The sequence below is a fragment of the Halorubrum lipolyticum DSM 21995 genome (assembly GCF_000337375.1).
GTDB lineage: Archaea > Halobacteriota > Halobacteria > Halobacteriales > Haloferacaceae > Halorubrum > Halorubrum lipolyticum.
The window spans coordinates 1-16908 of sequence record NZ_AOJG01000010.1 but is presented as its reverse complement, the minus strand read 5'-3'; the positions used below and the strand labels follow the sequence as shown (position 1 = coordinate 16908).

Annotated in this window: 13 protein-coding genes and 1 tRNA gene; 7 read left to right on the top strand and 7 right to left on the bottom strand. The window is 70.1% G+C overall.

Annotation, left to right across the window (positions count from 1 at the left end; all coding sequences use genetic code 11):
• Positions 1–123 precede the first annotated feature (123 nt).
• On the top strand, positions 124–1335 hold the full coding sequence (locus C469_RS03995; RefSeq protein WP_008004069.1) for an iron-containing alcohol dehydrogenase family protein: 1212 nt from the start codon (positions 124–126) through the stop codon (positions 1333–1335).
• 17 nt (positions 1336–1352) lie between these two features.
• Here C469_RS03995 and C469_RS03990 read toward each other — a convergent pair whose 3' ends face one another.
• From C469_RS03990 to C469_RS03970, 5 genes are all read right to left on the bottom strand, one after another.
• Complete coding sequence (locus tag C469_RS03990) at positions 1353–2618, bottom strand: carboxypeptidase-like regulatory domain-containing protein (RefSeq protein ID WP_008004067.1); 1266 nt, start codon at positions 2616–2618, stop codon at positions 1353–1355.
• Between the two features lie 101 nt (positions 2619–2719).
• Positions 2720–4219 carry an MATE family efflux transporter gene (locus C469_RS03985; protein WP_008004065.1) on the bottom strand — a complete coding sequence of 500 codons (1500 nt, stop codon included), beginning with the start codon at positions 4217–4219 and terminating at the stop codon, positions 2720–2722.
• 116 nt (positions 4220–4335) lie between these two features.
• Entirely contained in the window at positions 4336–4764 is a 429-nt protein-coding gene (locus C469_RS03980) for an EamA family transporter (RefSeq protein WP_008004064.1), read from the bottom strand.
• Between the two features lie 30 nt (positions 4765–4794).
• Positions 4795–6540 (bottom strand): sensor histidine kinase, encoded by a 1746-nt coding sequence (locus tag C469_RS03975; RefSeq protein ID WP_008004063.1) that lies wholly within the window; start codon positions 6538–6540, stop codon positions 4795–4797.
• 177 nt (positions 6541–6717) lie between these two features.
• Positions 6718–7863 carry a UbiA family prenyltransferase gene (locus tag C469_RS03970; RefSeq protein ID WP_008004062.1) on the bottom strand — a complete coding sequence of 382 codons (1146 nt, stop codon included), beginning with the start codon at positions 7861–7863 and terminating at the stop codon, positions 6718–6720.
• Between the two features lie 195 nt (positions 7864–8058).
• On the opposite strand from C469_RS03970, the gene C469_RS03965 reads away from it, so the two are divergent.
• The 3 genes from C469_RS03965 (at position 8059) to C469_RS03955 (ending at position 11584) form a co-directional block, all read left to right on the top strand.
• A complete protein-coding gene (locus C469_RS03965; RefSeq protein WP_008004061.1) occupies positions 8059–8826 on the top strand; it encodes a VOC family protein in 768 nt (255 codons plus the stop codon).
• Positions 8827–9109: 283 nt separating this feature from the next.
• Positions 9110–9502, top strand: coding sequence for a hypothetical protein (locus tag C469_RS03960; RefSeq protein ID WP_008004060.1), 393 nt, complete (start codon positions 9110–9112; stop codon positions 9500–9502).
• A gap of 51 nt (positions 9503–9553) precedes the next feature.
• Complete coding sequence (locus C469_RS03955; protein WP_008004059.1) at positions 9554–11584, top strand: AMP-binding protein; 2031 nt, start codon at positions 9554–9556, stop codon at positions 11582–11584.
• 36 nt (positions 11585–11620) lie between these two features.
• Here C469_RS03955 and C469_RS03950 read toward each other — a convergent pair whose 3' ends face one another.
• On the bottom strand, positions 11621–12091 hold the full coding sequence (locus C469_RS03950) for a redoxin domain-containing protein (RefSeq protein ID WP_008004058.1): 471 nt from the start codon (positions 12089–12091) through the stop codon (positions 11621–11623).
• A 189-nt stretch (positions 12092–12280) separates the two neighbouring features.
• Here C469_RS03950 and C469_RS03945 point away from each other — a divergent pair, with 189 nt between their 5' ends.
• Positions 12281–12565 carry a Sec-independent protein translocase subunit TatA/TatB gene (locus C469_RS03945; protein ID WP_008004055.1) on the top strand — a complete coding sequence of 95 codons (285 nt, stop codon included), beginning with the start codon at positions 12281–12283 and terminating at the stop codon, positions 12563–12565.
• Positions 12566–12625: 60 nt separating this feature from the next.
• Positions 12626–12698, top strand: a tRNA-Arg gene (locus C469_RS03940).
• Positions 12699–12924: 226 nt separating this feature from the next.
• On the opposite strand, the gene C469_RS03935 is transcribed toward C469_RS03940, so the two are convergent.
• The gene (locus tag C469_RS03935) at positions 12925–13626 is read right to left on the bottom strand and encodes a DUF1405 domain-containing protein (protein WP_008004053.1); all 702 of its coding nucleotides are present in this window, start codon (positions 13624–13626) and stop codon (positions 12925–12927) included.
• 198 nt (positions 13627–13824) lie between these two features.
• Between C469_RS03935 and C469_RS03930 the strand changes: the two genes are divergently transcribed.
• Complete coding sequence (locus C469_RS03930; RefSeq protein ID WP_008004052.1) at positions 13825–16707, top strand: bacterio-opsin activator domain-containing protein; 2883 nt, start codon at positions 13825–13827, stop codon at positions 16705–16707.
• The last annotated feature ends 201 nt before the right edge of the window (positions 16708–16908 follow it).

The following is a 16908-nucleotide window of genomic DNA, read 5'->3' as shown; positions in this document are numbered from 1 at the left end:
AGCGGGTTGGCTCTTTGGGGTCGCGGGCGCGGTGTCGTCCGTCGGAGACGCCCGCTCCGACTCCCCGCGAGCCCGCCTCTCGCCCCCACAGTTACAAACCGCGTCCTGGCGTATCGGCGGTCGATGCTACCGATCGCGGACTCCTTCGAGCACGGCTATCAGGGCTGTCAGATCCGGTACGGGCGCGGGCGCGCCGCCGAGCTCGGCGACGCCCTCGGGGAGCGGGGGCTCGGCGACGCGCTCGTCGTCTGCGGCTCGAACGTCGGTGCCAACGACGACCTGATGGACCCGATACGCGAGGGGCTCGGCGACCGGCTCGCGGGCGTCTTCGACGGGACGACGCCGGACAAGCGCGTCGAGACGGCGTTCGACCTGCTCGACCGACGGGCGGAGGTCGGTGCCGACGCCCTCGTCGCCGTCGGCGGCGGGAGCAGCCTCGACATCGCGCGACAGGCGACCCTGCTCGACGTCGACGGACGCGACCTCGCCGACCTCCGGGATGACGCCGAGGCCGGGGCGGACGCGCTCGGCGACCTCGCGCCCGGGACCGACCCCGCGATCCCCGTCGTCGTGATCCCGACGACGTTCGCGGGCGCGGACGTCTCCACGGGCGGGTCGCTGGAGGTGCTCGACGCGGACGCGTCGCCCACCGGCCAGCCGATGACCGTCAGCGGCGGCGGCGCGATGCCCGCGATCGACCTCGCGGACCCGGCGCTGTTCGAGACGACCCCGCGGTCGGTGTTGGCGGGATCGGCGATGAACGGGTTCGACAAGGGGATCGAGACGCCGTACGCGGCCGACGCCTCGCCCGTGAGCGACGCGACCGCGATTCACGGGACGCGGCTCCTCCGGGACGCGCTCCCGCGCGTCGCCGGCGACCGACCCGAGGGGCCGTCGGCGACCGACCGCGCCGTGGTCGGCTCGCTCCTCGTCCAGCTCGACCGGAAGATCTCGGTGATCCACGCGTTCGGCCACGGGTTCGCGCGCCGGTACGACGTACAGCAGGGGGCGGTCCACGCGGCGGTCGCGCCGCACGTCCTCGCGTACCTCTTCGACGAGGTGGACGCGAGCCGCCGGGCGCTCGCGAACGGGCTCGGCGTCGCGACCGCGGGCCGCGACGGCGACGCGATCGCCGAGGACGTGGTCAGCGAGGTCGCCGCCGTCCGCGACTCGCTCCCGGTCCCCTCGCGGCTCCGGGAGCTGGACCCGGTCGAAGAGGCCGACTTCCCCGCGATCGCCCGGTACGTCGCGGACGACTGGTCGATGGACCGCGCCCCGGAGGGGCTCGACGCGGCTCCGGAGTCGATCGAGGGCGTGCTGCGCGAGGCGTGGTGAGACCGGCTCTATCGGCGTCAGTCGGGCCCTCTCCCGCGCCTCACTCCGACGGCGACGGCTCCGAGTAGCGCCGCGACCGCGGCGACGACGCCGAACCCGGGCGAGCCGTCGTCGGTCTCACCGGAGTCGCCCGTCCCGTCGGAGCCGTTCGTCTCGTTCGCGTCGTCCGTCTCGTTCGCGTCGCCGCCTTCGTCGACGCCCGTGATCGCGGCCGGTTCGGACGTGACGTCGCCGTCGGTCGCGACGACCTCCCGCTCGCCGGCCTCGTCGATGGACACCGCGAGCTCGCCGCTGTCGTCGGTCTCGCCGACCTCGGTTCCGTCGACCTCCACGGTCACCCCCTCGACGGGCTCGTCGTAGGCGTTGCGCACGGTGACGCGGGTCGTCTCGCCCACGAGCACCCGCTCGTTCGCCGGGGTCACCGAGAGCGTCGGCGTCCGCTGTGCCGTCACGTTCGCGTTCACGTCCGACTCCCCGACGGAGATCATCTGTGACCCCGCGCCGTACCCGTCTTTGACGACTTCCGCGGTGTAGTCGACGTTGACGGGAACGTTCAGCGAGACGGTGCCCTCGGTGATGGTCACCTCGGCGTCGTAGACGGACGACTCCACCCGGATCGTCCCCGTCTCGATCGCCGTCGGCGGGTCGAAGTGGTCGTCGAGGACGCGGACGTCGAGCGACACGGTGCCGCGTTCGATCTCGACGCTCGCGTTCGCCTCCCCGGTCACGTTTATCTCCTGTATCGTCTCGTTGAACCCGGGTTTCACGACTCTGAGCTCGTACGTGCCGCGCTCCAACCGGTCCGACGTGAACGCGCCCGACTCGTCGGTCCGCCCGCTGTCCACGGTGCGACCGCCCTCACGGACCCGCACCCGCGCGTCCGCCTGCGGCCGGTCCTCCGTGTCGACGACCGAGACAGTCGCGGTCCCGCTGCGCACGACTCCGAGATCGACCGCTGACTCGCTCGCCTCCTCGACCGTGAGCGGTCGGTTGCGGATGTAGGTGTCGTCGTCGACATCGAGTTCGACGGTCGCGTTCTCCGGGGCGTCGAGGAACACCTTCCCGTTGCTCGCCGTCGTTCCGGTGGCCGTGCGCGTCTCGTCGTCCTCCGTCTCCCACGTCGCGATCACCTCCACGTCGCCGACCGGATCGCCGTCCTGATCGACGACGGACACGGTGAGCGTCACGTCGGTACCGGCCGCGCCGCCGGCCGCGAGGGCGGCGACGAGGAAGACGGTACCGAGGACGGCGACGCCGACCGCTGTGAGACGCTCGAAGTTCATGGACACGTGAATATTCGTCCCTAGCGGTATTGCTATGCGGACGTTACCCCGGTAGCCGCCGGGCTAACTCGTCCGTTCGCCGGAGGGGACCGCGAGGGAGATCAGTCGTCGGCCGGCGCGTCCGGCCGGTACGCCTCGCTTATCTTCTTCCACTTCCCGGAGCGGAACCGCCAGTAGTTGATCGCGGCGGGGATCGTCGTCTCGGCGACGAACGCGAGGTACACCCCCCACAGCCCGATCGCGGGGAGCGCGATCTCCGGGATCGTCGCGAGCCCCGGCACGTCGATCGCGGGCGTCGTCTCGCGGGCCCCGACGTACGCCAGCGGGATCGACACGCAGAACATCCCGAGGAACTGGCTCGCGAATGGGATCTTCGTGTCGCCGGCCGCGTCGAGCGGCCCCGCCGCGCCGCCCGAGATCCCCTGGAAGATGACGGCGACGCACGCCGCGTACACGAGGTTCACGGCGATCGGGATCTCGGGGCTGTCGGGCGTCTCGGCGAACAGCGTGACGATGTCGGTCGCGAAGACGGCCGTCAGCGCCGCGAAGACGACGTACGTCGCCACGGAGAAGCGGATGATGTCGCTGGCGTACGCCTCCGCCTCCGCGGGGTCTTCGCCGCCGAGCTCCTGCCCGACCAGGCTGGAGGAGGCGAGCCCGAAGCCCCAGCCGGGGGCGTTCATGATCCCCCAGATGCGCCGGGCGATGACGAACGCCGCGACGGTGTTCTCGCCGAAGACGTCGAGGATGGCGAGCATTGGGAACTCCGCGACGGTCCACACGAGGTTACGCGCGCCGACCGGGACGCCGATCTCCACGAGGTCGCGGAGCATGTCCGGGTTCACGTACGAGCCGAACGGGTCGATCGCGATCGGGAACTCGCCGATCCCGGGGACTCGGCCCCGAACGAGCCCGACGGTGAACGCGGCGACGGCGAGCACGTTCGAGAGGACGGTGCCGAGCGCGGCGCCCTCGACGCCCCACCCCAGCCCGAAGATGAACGCGGCGCTCAAGACGATGTTCGCGACCGCGCCGCCCGCCCGGACCTGCATCGCGGTGTAGGCGTCGTCGCAGCCGACGAGCACCCGGCTCCCGACGAGGTTGAGCGCGGCGAAGGGGACGCCGAGCCCCACGATCCGGAGGTAGTCGGCGCCGAACGCGATCGCGGCCTCGTTGCTGCTCAACACGTCGATGAATCGCGTCGAGAACGTCCAGAAGACGGCCGAGACTGGGATCGTGATGAGGATCGCGAGGAGGACGCTCGCCCGGACGGCGTCGCCGAGCTCCCCGTACGCCTCCGCGCCGAAGCGCTGGGAGACGAGGGCGATGGTGCCGCCGGCGACGCCCCCGCCGAGCGCGAACGCGAGCCCCCAGTAGGGGCCGGCGAAGCCGACGCCGGCGACGGCGCTGGTGCCGACGGCGACGCCGACCATCGCCACGTCGACCGCGTTCTTCGACATCCGAGCGATCCCCGTGACGATCCGTGGCCACGCGAGGTCCGTGGTCCGGACCACGCGGTGACGGTCGATCAGTCCCGCCTTCGCGAGGGCGAAGCCGATGTATAAGATGAGCGCACGGAAGGGGTTCGGGAGGCGAGCCACTGGGAGTACACCCCTTTCTCCGTCGGTAGTAAAGGGATTTCGTCACGCGGCGGGCGTTTCCGGATCGGGGCGTCGACACGGGGCGCCGACGCGCGGCGTCGAGACCGGGACCGGACTCAGGCGCCCGACACGAGGTACACCGACGCCACAGCGAAGGCGATCCCCAGCGCCTTCCGCGCGGTGAACGACTCCCCTAAGACGAGGAAGCCGATCACGGAGGAGAACACAAGGAACATCGCGAAGATGGGCGTCACGACGCTCACCGGGCCGAGCGCCAGCGAGCGGTACAGCGCCAGGATTCCGATCCCGAGGAAGACGCCGGCCGCCAGCACGTGGATCATTTTCGGCGAGGAGAGGTGCTCCGCGAACCCCTGTCCGGTGTACGCGAGCACGCCGACGGCCATGAGGATGAGAAGCGAGTTCGAAACGACGACCGCGACGTCGCTCGGGATCGCGTTGGGACCGGTCGTCGCGACGCGCATCAGCGGCGAGACCAACGCGTACGCACCCATCGCGAGCAGGGCGTACGGGAGATAGGTGTCCATGTTTCGACGTGGCCGGCGCCGGACAAGTGCCTACCGACCCGCGTCCGCGTCGCCCCTGTCCTCGCTGCCGCCCGCGTCGTCCGCGCCTTCGCCGCCGCCCTCGTCGTCCCTGATCGGCACCGAGACGGTGACGACCGTTCCGCGCGGCTCCCGGTCCGCGAACGAGACGTTCCCGCCGACCTGATCGACGCCCCACTTCACGATCCACAGGCCAAGCCCGCTGCCGTGTTCGAGCGGCGTCTCGGTCCCGCGCTTCAGGACCTCGCGTTCCGCGTCGTCGATCCCGGGGCCGTCGTCGGCCACGGAGAGATCGACCCACCCGTCCTCCGCGGCGACACTGAGCCACACGGAGGGGGGTTCGCTGTCGTTGTGCCGGACCGCGTTCGAACACAGGCTCTCCGCGACCACCCGTAACACCGCCGGAACCTGGACTCCCGGCACGTCGCCCTCGACGGAGACGTTCGCGTCCGGGAACTCGGTCCGGAGCGTCCCGACGGCCTCGTCGACGAGCACGTCGAGCGGGACGGGGGGCGACGCCTCCGACATCGGGTTGAACAGCTCGCTCGCCGTCCGGGTGCGCTCGCTGAGATCGAGGATGCGCGCGGCGCTCTGCTTGACCACCGCCAGCGCGTGCTCGTCGGTCGGGTCCTCGCGGAGCAGGTCGGCGTACCCGTAGATCAGGTTCGTCTCCGTCCGCACGTCGTGTCTGAACACGCGGTTGAGCACGTCCAGCCGCTGCTGTTGCCCGAGGTACTCGCCGACGTCGTGGAACACGACCACCTCGCCGGTCGGTCGCCCGTGGCCGTCGGAGATGCACCGGACGGTGACCTCGTAGGGGCGGCGACCCCGGGACCCCACGACGGAGAGCGGAGACCGGTCCGAGTCCGCCGCCGAGACCTCGTCGTACCGCGGGACGACCGCGTCGGCCTCCTCGCCGATCGCGGCCCGTCGGTCGATCCCGAACCGCTCCGCGGCGCTCTGGTTCAAGTCGATCACGTACCCCTCGGTCCCGATCACGAACGCCGGGTCGTGGAGGTTCTCGAACACCAACTGCCGCGCGCGCCGACGCGGCGCCGGCGCGAGGGTGAGCAGCCGGAACCGAGAGAGCGCGAGCAGGTACGCGACCCCCGAGACCGCGAACGCGAGCGGCGTCGGGTCCAGCCCGGCGACCGGGAACGTCCCGGTGAGGTAGAGGACGCTGCTGGCCCACGGCGCCGCCGTCCCCACGAGCAGCGCGGCGCTCTGCCCGCGGAACGGACGCGCGTCGTCGCGGACGAGCTGGAGGATCGGGATCGAGCCGAACACCCCGAGCAGGTACGTGTACCCGGCGACGACGTAGTACCACGCCCCCGTCTCGACGCGGAGGAACGACCCGACCGCGGTCGCCGCGACCTCGCGGTCGGTGACCACGAGCCCCCACGGGTCGCCGGTCGCGACGACGACCAGCGTGACGACGGGCACGACGAGGAGCGCCGCCACGTACCTCGGCGTCACGTACCGGTCACGTCCCGTGTACTCCAGCGCGAACAGCAGCCAGCCGACGGGGATGATCACCACGCCGAGCCACTGCACGTCGTACCAGAGCGACTTCGCCGCGAGCGTCGGCGCCTCCAGTTCGAAGACGAGGAATGCCGTCCACCACACCTGCCCGACGAGCAGCACCGTCAGCCACGTCGCCCCGGCCTCCGGTCGCTCGCGCCACGCGAGGATCGCCGCGGACGTGCCGGTCACGATCGCGGAGAGCAACGCGACCGAGAGGGGGCTCAGCCCGAACACAATTAATTGCAGACAGTCTTGATATAAATCATTTTGTTCCGGAGGGCAGACATTTTCGTCGCTGCCGTGCGGTCGTCTGCGGTGAGCGGAGCGGAAACAGCGAGGCTGACGGCGGGGACGCGGCGGCGTCGCACCGCCCCCGCAGTCCCGCCGTCAGACTCGCGGTCCGTTACGCGCTCACGCCGCGACGAACGCGAGCGCGACCGCGACGACGAGGTAGCTGCAGTCGGGGGCGACGCCCAACACCGCGTCGTCGTCGACGCGCCCGGCGAGCGCGGTGACCGCGAGCGACGCCGCGATCCCGACGCCGAGCGCCGCGGCGAGTCCCGGCGCGAGAACCCCGGTCGCCGTCGCCGCCGCCAGCGTCGCCGCCGTCAGGAGGTCGACGCCGTACAGCACGCGTCGGGTCCCGGCGACGCCGAGGACGATCGGGAGCGTCGCGACCCCCGCGGCGGCGTCCGCCGCCACGTCCCGGACGTTCGGGAGCTCTGTGTCGACGAACGACCGCGGGAGGAAGTACGCGACCGCGACCGCGACGGTCGGGGTCGACACCGCGGCGTCGGCGAACGCCAGCGGGAGGACCGTGACCGCGATCGTCCACCCGGCGGCGACGACGACGGAACTGACGACGGGCACCTCCTTCAGGCGGGGGAGCCGCGGCGCGGCCGCGAGGCCGTCGTCGGGCGCGAGCGAGCGGACGGCTCGCCCGGCGTTCGGGAGCCAGTCGGAGGCGTAGGCGATCCAGAACGCCCCGGGGAGCAGCGCGACGCCGAGCGCGAGCGGTCCGCCGAGCGTCGAGAGCGCCACGGCGAGCCCGTAGGCGACCGCGGCGGCGATCATCAACTGGTCGCCGTATCGGCGGGCGATCCGCGCGCGTTCGGGGGTCGACCGGGCGTCCGCCGCCGCGTCCGCGACGTGGTCGACGGTGTACACCGCGAACGCGACGAGCCCGACCACGGCCGGCGCGGGCGAGAGCGGCACGCCCAACAGGACGGTCGCGATGACCGTCTCGATCGCGGCGATCGCCGCCACGAACGGGGAGCCCGAGGCGAACCCGACGAGGGAGCGGACGCGGTCCATGGCGTCGACCGTCTCGGCCGCGTCGGTCGGTTCGATCGGAGTCGGTTCGGTCGGTTCGATCGGAGTCGGTTCGGTCGGTTCGATCGGAGTCGGTTCGGTCGCAGTCGTTCCGCGCGAATCAGCGGTTCCGGCGCCGACGGCGCCCGGTCCGGGGACCGCTTCCGCGTCGAGCGTTGGTTCAGCGCGATACGACTCGTCGATGCCGTCGGTCGTGGCCGACGGCGGATCTCGTGTGTCTTGCATCGGTGCGGCGAGCGACGCCGTCCGCGGCGTCCCCCGCCACCTACGTATCAGAGTCCGTGACTATCTATTAACCCGAAAGTAACTGCAGAAAACACGGACGGCGTTTGTCGGGGCTCCCCTCCCGCGGCGAGCCGGTCGCGGCCACCCTCGCCCCCCTTCAGTACGCTTTTGGGGCGAGCGACCGATGAACCGCGTATGGACGGAACCTTCGACCACGTGATGATCCGCGTCGAGGACTTAGATGAGAGCCTCGACTGGTACCAGACCCACCTGAACTACGAGGAGAAGAGCCGCTGGGAGGCCGACACCTTCACCAACGTCCACCTCGGTCCCGAGGAGATGCACGAGGACGGCGCGACGCTGGAGCTCACCTACAACCACGGCGACAACACCTACGAGATCGGCGACGCGTGGGGCCACATCGCCGTGCGCGTCCCCGAGGACGCCTTACAGGAGTCGTACGACGAGCTGATGGCGGCGGGCGTCGACGACTACCGCGACCCCGAGTCCTGCGGGAACCGCTACGCGTTCGTGAAGGACCCCGACGGCCACGAGATCGAGATCGTCAAGCGCGACTACGGCGCGAAGTGGAGCATCGACCACACGATGATCCGCGTCGAGGACGCCGACGAGGCGCTCGGCTACTGGACCCGCAAGTTCGAGCACGCCGAGGCGCGCGGGCGCTGGGAGGCCGACACCTTCGCGAACTACTTCATGGCCCCCGAGGACGCCCCGAAGGAGGCGATGAAGCTGGAGCTCACCTACAACTACGACGGCCGCGAGTACACGATGGGCGACGGCTGGGGTCACCTCTGCGTCCGCGTCGACGACCTCGACGAGGCGTGGGACACGCTGATGACCCGCGAGGCGGCCGACTACCGCGATCCGGAGTCCTGCGACCACAACTACGCGTTCACGAAGGACCAGGACGGTCACGAGATCGAGCTGCTCGTCCGGGAGTAGGGCGACCCGACCCGTCCGTTCCGGACGTCGACCCGGTGTGGTTCAGTATTTAAACGGTTATGACTGGCGGCGTCGATAGGTTATAAATCCGATCGCGTATGAACAATCACTCGGCCGACCCCGTATACTCGCTCCCGTGACCGATCGAGAACCCCTCTGAGCTGTCCGCTATTCCGGACGAGAAGCCGCCGCGAGAAGGGGATTCCAACGGCGGTCACGCTCCACACCGCGTTCGAGCAGTCGCATGTGCGGGGTTCAAGTTCCGCAGCGACGAGTTACCACCGTGCACCGACGCGAACTCCTCACGGCGACGGCGGCGGCCGCGACCGTGGCGACGGGAGCCACCGCCGGCTGTCTCGGTCCGGGAGAGAACGATCCCGGTCGACTCGACCTGACGGTCCGGAACGACGGCGACGACCCGGTCGAGGCGGACGTGCTCGTCGAGGGAGACGACGGGACGAGGTACGAGGAGACCTCCGACCGGATCGACCCCGGCGTCGCCCGCGCGTTCGAGGTGGTCGTCGGCGAGACGGGCCGCCACGAGGTGGTCGTGACGGGCGCCGACTGGGAGGGGCGACTGGCGTGGGAGGCCGGGGTCTGCGCCCTGTACGACGGGAGGGTCGTCGTCGACGGCGAGACCGTCTCGGTCGCCGGCGAGTGCGTCGATCCGCGGTAGCCGAACTTTCAGGAAAATTACTTACGGTCACCGCGAAAACGGCCGGACGGGATGGACGAGTACGAGGGGACAGACGAGATCGTACACGAGCCGAGCGCGGCGTTCGCCGAGTCGACGAACGTCGCCGCGTTCATGCGGGAGTACGGGATCGACGGCTACGAGGAGCTGATCGCCCGGACCACCTCGGAGGTCCCGGGCGAGCCGGCGTCCGGCGTCGACTGGTTCTGGGACGAGATCACTGCGTACCTCGACATCGACTTCTACACCGACTACGACCGAGTGCGTGACGACGGCGACGGGCCGCAGTTCACCGACTGGTACCCCGGCGGCGAGATCAACGTCGCGCACAACGTCGTCGACCGCCACGCCGCGGTCGACTCGCCGGACCGCAACCGGGTCGCGCTGATCTGGGAGGGCGAGCCCGGCGACGTTCGGGAGGTCACGTTCCACGAGCTGGCCCGCCAGAGCGACCGCGTCGCCAACTACCTCGAGTCCGTCGGCGTCGAGACCGGGGACACCGTGGGGCTGTACATGCCGATGGTTCCCGAAGTCGTCGCGATCCTCTACGGCTGCCTGAAGGTCGGCGCGATCGCGGTGCCGATCTTCTCCGGGTTCGGTACGGAGGCGACGGCGACCCGGATCGCGGCCGCCGAGCCGTCCGTCTTGTTCACGGGAGACGGCTTCTACCGCCGCGGGAGCGAGGTTCGGCTGAAGGCGACCGCCGACGCGGCGATCGCCGAGGCGGGTCACGTGGAGCACGCCGTGGTGTACGACCGGCTGGGGGCGACGCCCGCGAGCGACCCCGACGCCGAGGGCGTCGCCGCCGACCCGGTCCCGTGGACCCCCGACCGCGACGCCACGTGGACCGAGGCGGTCGCGTCGCGGTCGCCGAGCTACGAGACGAAGCGACTCCCCAGCGATCAGGAGTCCATGCTGCTGTACTCCTCCGGTACCACCGGCGAGCCGAAGGGGATCGTCCACACCCACGCCGGGGTCCTGACGCAGTGCGCCAAGGAGATCCACTTCGGCTTCGACCAGAAGCCCGCGGACCGGTTCTTCTGGGTCTCCGACATCGGCTGGATGATGGGGCCGTGGACGCTGATCGGCAACCACGCGTTCGGCGGGACGGTGGTGATGTACGAGGGCGCGCCCGACCACCCCGAGCCGGACCGCTTCTGGGAGATGATCGACCGGCACGGAATCACGCAGTTCGGCATCTCGCCGACCGCGATCCGCGCGCTCCGCAAGCACGGGGACTCGTGGGTCGAGGGTCACGACCTCTCCTCGCTCCGCATCTTGGGCTCGACCGGCGAGCCGTGGGACCCGGAGTCGTGGCGCTGGTTCTACGACGCGGTCGGCGGGGGCGACTGCCCGATACTCAACATCTCCGGCGGCACGGAGATCTGCGGCTGCTTTTTGATGCCGATGCCGAATCAACCCCTGAAGCCGTGCACGCTCGGCGGACCGGGGCTCGGGATGGATATCGACATCGTCGACGAGACGGGCGAGTCGGTCAGGGAGTCGGGCGAGCGCGGTTATCTCGTCGCGCGCGACTCCTGCCCGTCGATGACGAAGTCGCTGTGGTCCGGCGACGAGCGCTACCTCGAGGAGTACTGGTCGACGTGGGAGGACCTGTGGGACCACGGCGACTTCGCGCAGAAGGATTCGGACGGGTTCTGGTTCCTCCACGGCCGCGCGGACGACGCCCTGAACGTCGCGGGGCGGAAGGTCGGGCCGGCCGAGATCGAGGGCGTGCTCATCGACCACGACGCCGTCAACCAGGCGGCCGCGGTCGGCGTCCCCGACGACACCACCGGTACCGCGGTGGTCGCGTACGTCGTGCTCGAGCCCGGCGTCGAGCCGAGCGACGACCTCCGCGAAGAGCTCCGGGCGCTCGTGGGCGAGGAGCACGGGAAGCCGTTCCGGCCGCGAGAGCTCCTCTTCGTCGACGCGTTTCCGAAGACGCAGTCCGGGAAGATCATCCGCCGCGCGATCGAATCCGTTTATAAAGGCGAGGACCCGGGCGACCTCTCGTCGATGGAGAACCCGGAGTCGCTGGCGGACCTCCGCGACGCGGCCTGACGATCGCCTCGACCGCCGCGACCGCCGTTTCGGACGCTACTCGGCCGCGTCCGCGACCGCCGCCGCCAGCGCGTCGTAGTCCGGTTCCCGTCCGGGGTTCTCCGCGAGCCAGCGGTACGTCACGACGCCGTCGCCGTCGATCACGAAGACGGCCCGCCGCGCGACCGTGTCGACCCCGTAGTCCTCGAACGACTCGACGACGTCGTACGCTTCGATCGCGCGGCGCTCGGTGTCGGCGACGAGCCCGAACGGGAGCTCGTACTGCCCCCGGTAGGCCGCGAGCGCGTGGGGGAGGTCGGTGCTCACGCCGAACAGGGTGCAGTCGTCGCGGTCGAAGCCGTCGCGGAGCGCCTCCATCTCGTCGGTGCAAGTGTTCGAGAAGGCGGCCGGGAAGAAGGCGAGCACGACCGGCTCGCCGCCGAGGTGGTCGGACAGGTCGAACGGTTCGATCTCGTCGGTCACGATCGAGGCGGTGAAGGTCGGGGCGTCGTCGCCAACATCGGTCATACCGATCGGTCGCGGCGCCGCGGTTTCATCGTTTCGCCGTCGACAGCCGGTTCGGTCCGGATCCGAGGCGAATCGCCTCGAACGTCGAACGCCCGCGATCGACGGGTTCGGAGACGCTCGGACGGTATCCGTTGGTCGTTCATCGAGGCAAAAAGACTATAGTCGCCAGAGAGCTACGGTCGTGTAGAGATGGCAAGTGCGATTCCACTGATCGGCGGCATTCCGGCGGGCCCGGAGCTCCTCATCATCCTGCTCGTGTTGGTCCTGCTGTTCGGGGCGAACAAGATCCCGAAGCTCGCTCGATCGACCGGCCAGGCGATGGGCGAGTTCAAGAAGGGGCGCGAACAGGTCGAGGACGAACTACAGCAGATGCAGGGCGACGATGAGGCGGAGTCGACGATCGATACCGACTCCACGCTCGACGACGAGGACGCGGACCTCGAGACCGACACCGAGAAAGAGACCAGCGCGTAATTCGGCTCCGCGGCGCCGACCGATCCCCGCGGCGACGTTTTCTCCACTCTCCACCGCCTCGGGCGCGTGGCCTAGCGGACAGGGCGAGAGGTTCCTAACCTCTCGATCGCGGGTTCGAATCCCGCCGTGCCCGCTACCTGCGAACGAAGTGAGCAGTAGCGGCACAAGCGGGATTCGAAGCAGGGAACGAAGCGAGCGGAGTGACTGAGGTTCGAATCCCGTCGCGCCCGCTCCTTCGCTACTGCTCAGTCACGAGCGCGACCGGCTCCACGCTCGCTCACTCCGTTCGCTCGCGAGGATCCCGCCGTGCCCGCTACCTGCGAACGAAGTGAGCAGTAGCGCCCGCCGTCCTCCGCCTTTTAAATATCCTCGCCGAGCTGCCGGAACGACCGGCTCGCGAGCCAGACCGATCCGACGCCGATCGCGAGCGTCGAACCCGCCAGCAGGGGTCCGGGCTCGTACAGGAGCGGCGGGTGGAAGCCGGCGCCGTAGTCGAGGGCGACGTTGCCGACGACGAGCGCGAGCGCGAGCCCCAGCGCGCCGCGGGTCGTTCGACCGAACGCCGGGAACAGCAGCGCGAGTCCGACGAACAGCAGGTGCGTCCCGAGCACGCCCCAGTAGTAGATCCACGCGTCGGGGGCCGCGACGTACGCGCCGAACGCGAGGTTCAGGGAGACGACCGGCCAGAGCCCGAACTGGACCAGCCAGACGAACGCGACGGTCTGGAGGTACGCGAGCCCGCGCGAAACGGGGGCGTCGGTCACGCGCTCTCCGCGGCGGACCGTCGGAACGAGACTTAAAAGGGCGATCCCGCCGAGCGCGACCGCGACGGCCGAGTCCGCGTACAGCGGCCACAGCGGGACCGGCACCTCGCCGGCGGTCGGCGCGTAGTACCCGATCCCGACCGCGAGCATGAACGCGGTGAAGCCGAGCACGACGGCGAGGCTCCGCGGCGTGCCGAGCAGTTCCTCGGCGATGGCGTCGCGAACGCGCCGCCGGACGGGCGCGCGCCGGAGCCGACCGAGCGACCGGAGCCCGCCCGAGGCGTCGGAGCGTGTCACACCGGCCCGTTTCGACCGCGACGACCTAAAAGCCGTCCGCTCCGCTCGGTCGCGGCGGCGCCCGGACGAACGCCGAACGCCGACGAAGATCGGGGATTGAATAGTAAATAGCAGAGATTTTCCTCGTTCGGCGAGTAGTCGACGGCATCGACGCGCCGCGTCGCGTACCGGCACGCGATCGGTGCCGTCGCGTTTCACATGAGTTCCGCATCCAACAGCGCTCTCGACACCGCCGCGGTCGTCGTGGTCGGCGAGACGACGTGGACGACCGCGTACGCCGACGCCCTCCGAGAGCGGTCCGACGCGACCGTCCACGCCGTCTCGACGGCCTCGGCGGCCCTGGACGCGCTCCGCGGATCCGGGGTCGACTGCGTCGTGACCGACTCCGGGCTCCCGGAGACCACAGGCGTCGACCTCGTTCGCCGGATCCGCGACAGAACGGTCGCGCTTCCGGTCATCCTCGGGACGGCCGAGGGAAGCGAGGCGATTGCCAGCGAGGCGATCGACGCCGGGGTCACCGACTACGTCGCTGTCGGCGACATCGAGGCGGCCGTCTCGGACTCCCTCCGCCGGACCGAACGGGCGATCCGGGAGGCCCAGCGGTCGGCGACGCGGCGCGAGCGCGCGCGGCAGTTCGACGCCTCCTTCCACGACACCCGCTCGGCGACGTGGGTCCTCGATCCCGACGGCAGGCTCACGCGCGTCAATCGGGCCGCCCGCGAGATGGTCGACGCTGACGTCGAGGTCGACGTCGACGCCGTCGTCGGCGACCCGTTCTGGACGCTGCCGTGGTGGGCCGAGACCGACCGGCCGAGGGAGGACATTCGACGCCTCGTCGACGTCGCTCGGGACGGTGAGTTCGGGCACGCCGTCGTCGTCAGAGACGCGGCCGACGAGCGGGTGCTGGAACTCTCCGTGCGACCGGTCACCGACGAGCGGGACGATCTGGTATCGATCGTCGTCGACGGCGTGGACATCACCGATCGGGTCGCCCTCGAACGAGAGCTTCGGCGGTCGGAACGGCTCCACCGCGTCACCCTCAACAACATGACTGACACCGTCCTGATGACCGACGAGGGCGGCGAGTACACGTACGTCTGCCCCAACGCCCACTTCATCTTCGGGTACACCGCCGAGGAGATCCGCGAGCTGGGGACCATCGAGGACCTGCTCGGCGAGGGGCTCTTCGACCGCGAGAGGCTGGCCGACGAGGGCGTTCTGAAGAACATCGAGACCACGGCCACCGACAAGGCCGGCCGTGAACACACGCTGTTGGTGAACGTTCGAGAGGTGTCCATCGAGGACGGAACGCTGCTGTACAGCTGTCGGGACGTGACGAAGCGCAAGCAGCGCGAGCGGGCGCTGGCCACCCTGCAAGGGACCGCCCGGGACTTCCTGTACGCCGAAACGCACCAGGAGATCGCTCAGCACGTCGTCGACGACACTCCCGGCGTCCTCGGTCTCGACGCCGGCGCCGTCTACCTCTTCGACGCCGACGACACCCGCCTCCGACCCGCCGCCCGCTCGCGGGCGATGCGGAGCGCGCACGGGCCGTTGCCGGCCGTACACGCGGACGGCCGCGACCTCACGAGCCACAGCTTCGTCGAGGACGAGGCGCTGTTCCTCGCGGATATCCACGACGCGGACCGCCTCGGGAACCCCGCCACCGACCTCCGGAGCGCGGCGTACATCCCGCTCGGGAACCACGGCGTGTTCGTCGCTGGATCGACCGCAGTCGGCGCCTTCGACGAGGTCACGCGGGAACTCGCCGACCTCCTCGCGGCGACGGCCGAAGCGGCGCTCGACCGGGTCGATCGCGAGTCCCAGCTCCGCGAACAGGACCGCGAGCTCCAGCGGCAGAACGATCGACTCTCAGCGCTCAACCGGATCAACGAGACCATCCGCGAGATCGATCACGGGATCGTGCAGTCCGAGACCCGCGAGGAGATCGACCACACCGTCTGCGAACGGCTCACCGCCGACGGGCGCTTCCGACTCGCGTGGATCGGCGCCCGCGACGACACGGGAGAGGCGGTGACACCGCGGGCGTGGGCGGGGACCGACCGGGGCTACCTCGATACGCAGTCGTTCCCCGTCGCCGCCGACGGCGTCGAGCCCGCGGGTCGGACCGCGGCGACGCGCGACGTGACGCACGTCCCGAACGTCGCGACCGACCTCCGCGCGTCGCCGTGGCGCACGGACGCGATCTCGCGCGACCTGCTCTCCGCGTTGAGCGTCCCGCTCGTGTACAACGACCTCTCGTACGGCGTGTTGACCGTGTACGCGGAGACGCCGGACGCTTTCGACGAGACCGTCCGGACCGTCCTCGCGGAGCTGGGCGAGACGATCGCCGCCGCCATCAGCGCCAGCGAGCGCAAGCGCGCGCTGCTCACCACCTCGATGACCCGCGTCGAGTACGCGGTTCGCGACCCGTCGTTCGTGCTCGCGCGGTTGGCCGAGGTCGCCGACTGTACGCTCGCCTACGAGGGCGGCGTCCAGCAGACCGAGACCGGTAACTCCGTGTTCCTCACCGTCGAGGACGCACCGGTCGACGCCGTCGTCGACGCGACCGACGACCTCGTGGCCGTCGAGGCCGTTCGGCGGATCCGCGGCGGCGATACCGGGGGCGTGTTGCGGCTCCGACTGACCGAGCCGTTTCTCGCGGCGGAGCTGGCCGACCACGGGGCCATCCTCCGGAACGCGACGGCGACGAGCGCGGGCACGGAGCTAGCCATCGACGTCCCCGGCGGCGTCGATCACCGGCACGTCACGCAGTTCCTCCGCGAGCGGTTCGGCGACGTCGACCTCGCGTCGAAGCAGACGCGCGAACAGGCGTCAGAACACGGGTTCTACGCGTCGGTTCTCGACCGGCTGACCGACAGACAGCTCGAGGTCCTGGAGACGGCGTACTACAGCGGGTTCTTCGAATCGCCGCGGAAAGCGACCGGCGAAACCGTCGCGAACTCGCTGGACATCTCTCCGCAGGCGTTCTACCAGCACATCCGGACCGCACAGCGGAAGCTGTTCACGGCGCTGATCGACGATCACGCGTCGGTGGCCGCCCCCCACGTCGACGGCTGACGGCTGAACCGGTCGGTCGGCGAAGCGCGCTTCTCGATCGATAGCGGGAGTGGGTATAGCGAGTTGGGTGAGTGGTTATTTATACGTGATCGAGTGGTGTTGCTGTCGGCTGTTTATAAGGGTACGACGATACTGCGGTGACGACCTCCAAAGCCCCAGTCGCCGAGGGCGGCGCACGCTCGCTGCGCGCTTCAGTCGCTC

What these genes read in the sequence shown, in the direction of transcription:
- C469_RS03990 (WP_008004067.1), bottom strand. Translation starts at nt 2,618, where the DNA reads ATGAACTTCGAGCGTCTCACAGCGGTCGGCGTCGCCGTCCTCGGTACC.
- C469_RS03955 (WP_008004059.1), top strand. Translation starts at nt 9,554, where the DNA reads ATGGACGAGTACGAGGGGACAGACGAGATCGTACACGAGCCGAGCGCG.
- C469_RS03980 (WP_008004064.1), bottom strand. Translation starts at nt 4,764, where the DNA reads ATGGACACCTATCTCCCGTACGCCCTGCTCGCGATGGGTGCGTACGCG.
- C469_RS03995 (WP_008004069.1), top strand. Translation starts at nt 124, where the DNA reads ATGCTACCGATCGCGGACTCCTTCGAGCACGGCTATCAGGGCTGTCAG.
- C469_RS03945 (WP_008004055.1), top strand. Translation starts at nt 12,281, where the DNA reads ATGGCAAGTGCGATTCCACTGATCGGCGGCATTCCGGCGGGCCCGGAG.
- C469_RS03965 (WP_008004061.1), top strand. Translation starts at nt 8,059, where the DNA reads ATGGACGGAACCTTCGACCACGTGATGATCCGCGTCGAGGACTTAGAT.
- C469_RS03970 (WP_008004062.1), bottom strand. Translation starts at nt 7,863, where the DNA reads ATGCAAGACACACGAGATCCGCCGTCGGCCACGACCGACGGCATCGAC.
- C469_RS03930 (WP_008004052.1), top strand. Translation starts at nt 13,825, where the DNA reads ATGAGTTCCGCATCCAACAGCGCTCTCGACACCGCCGCGGTCGTCGTG.
- C469_RS03950 (WP_008004058.1), bottom strand. Translation starts at nt 12,091, where the DNA reads ATGACCGATGTTGGCGACGACGCCCCGACCTTCACCGCCTCGATCGTG.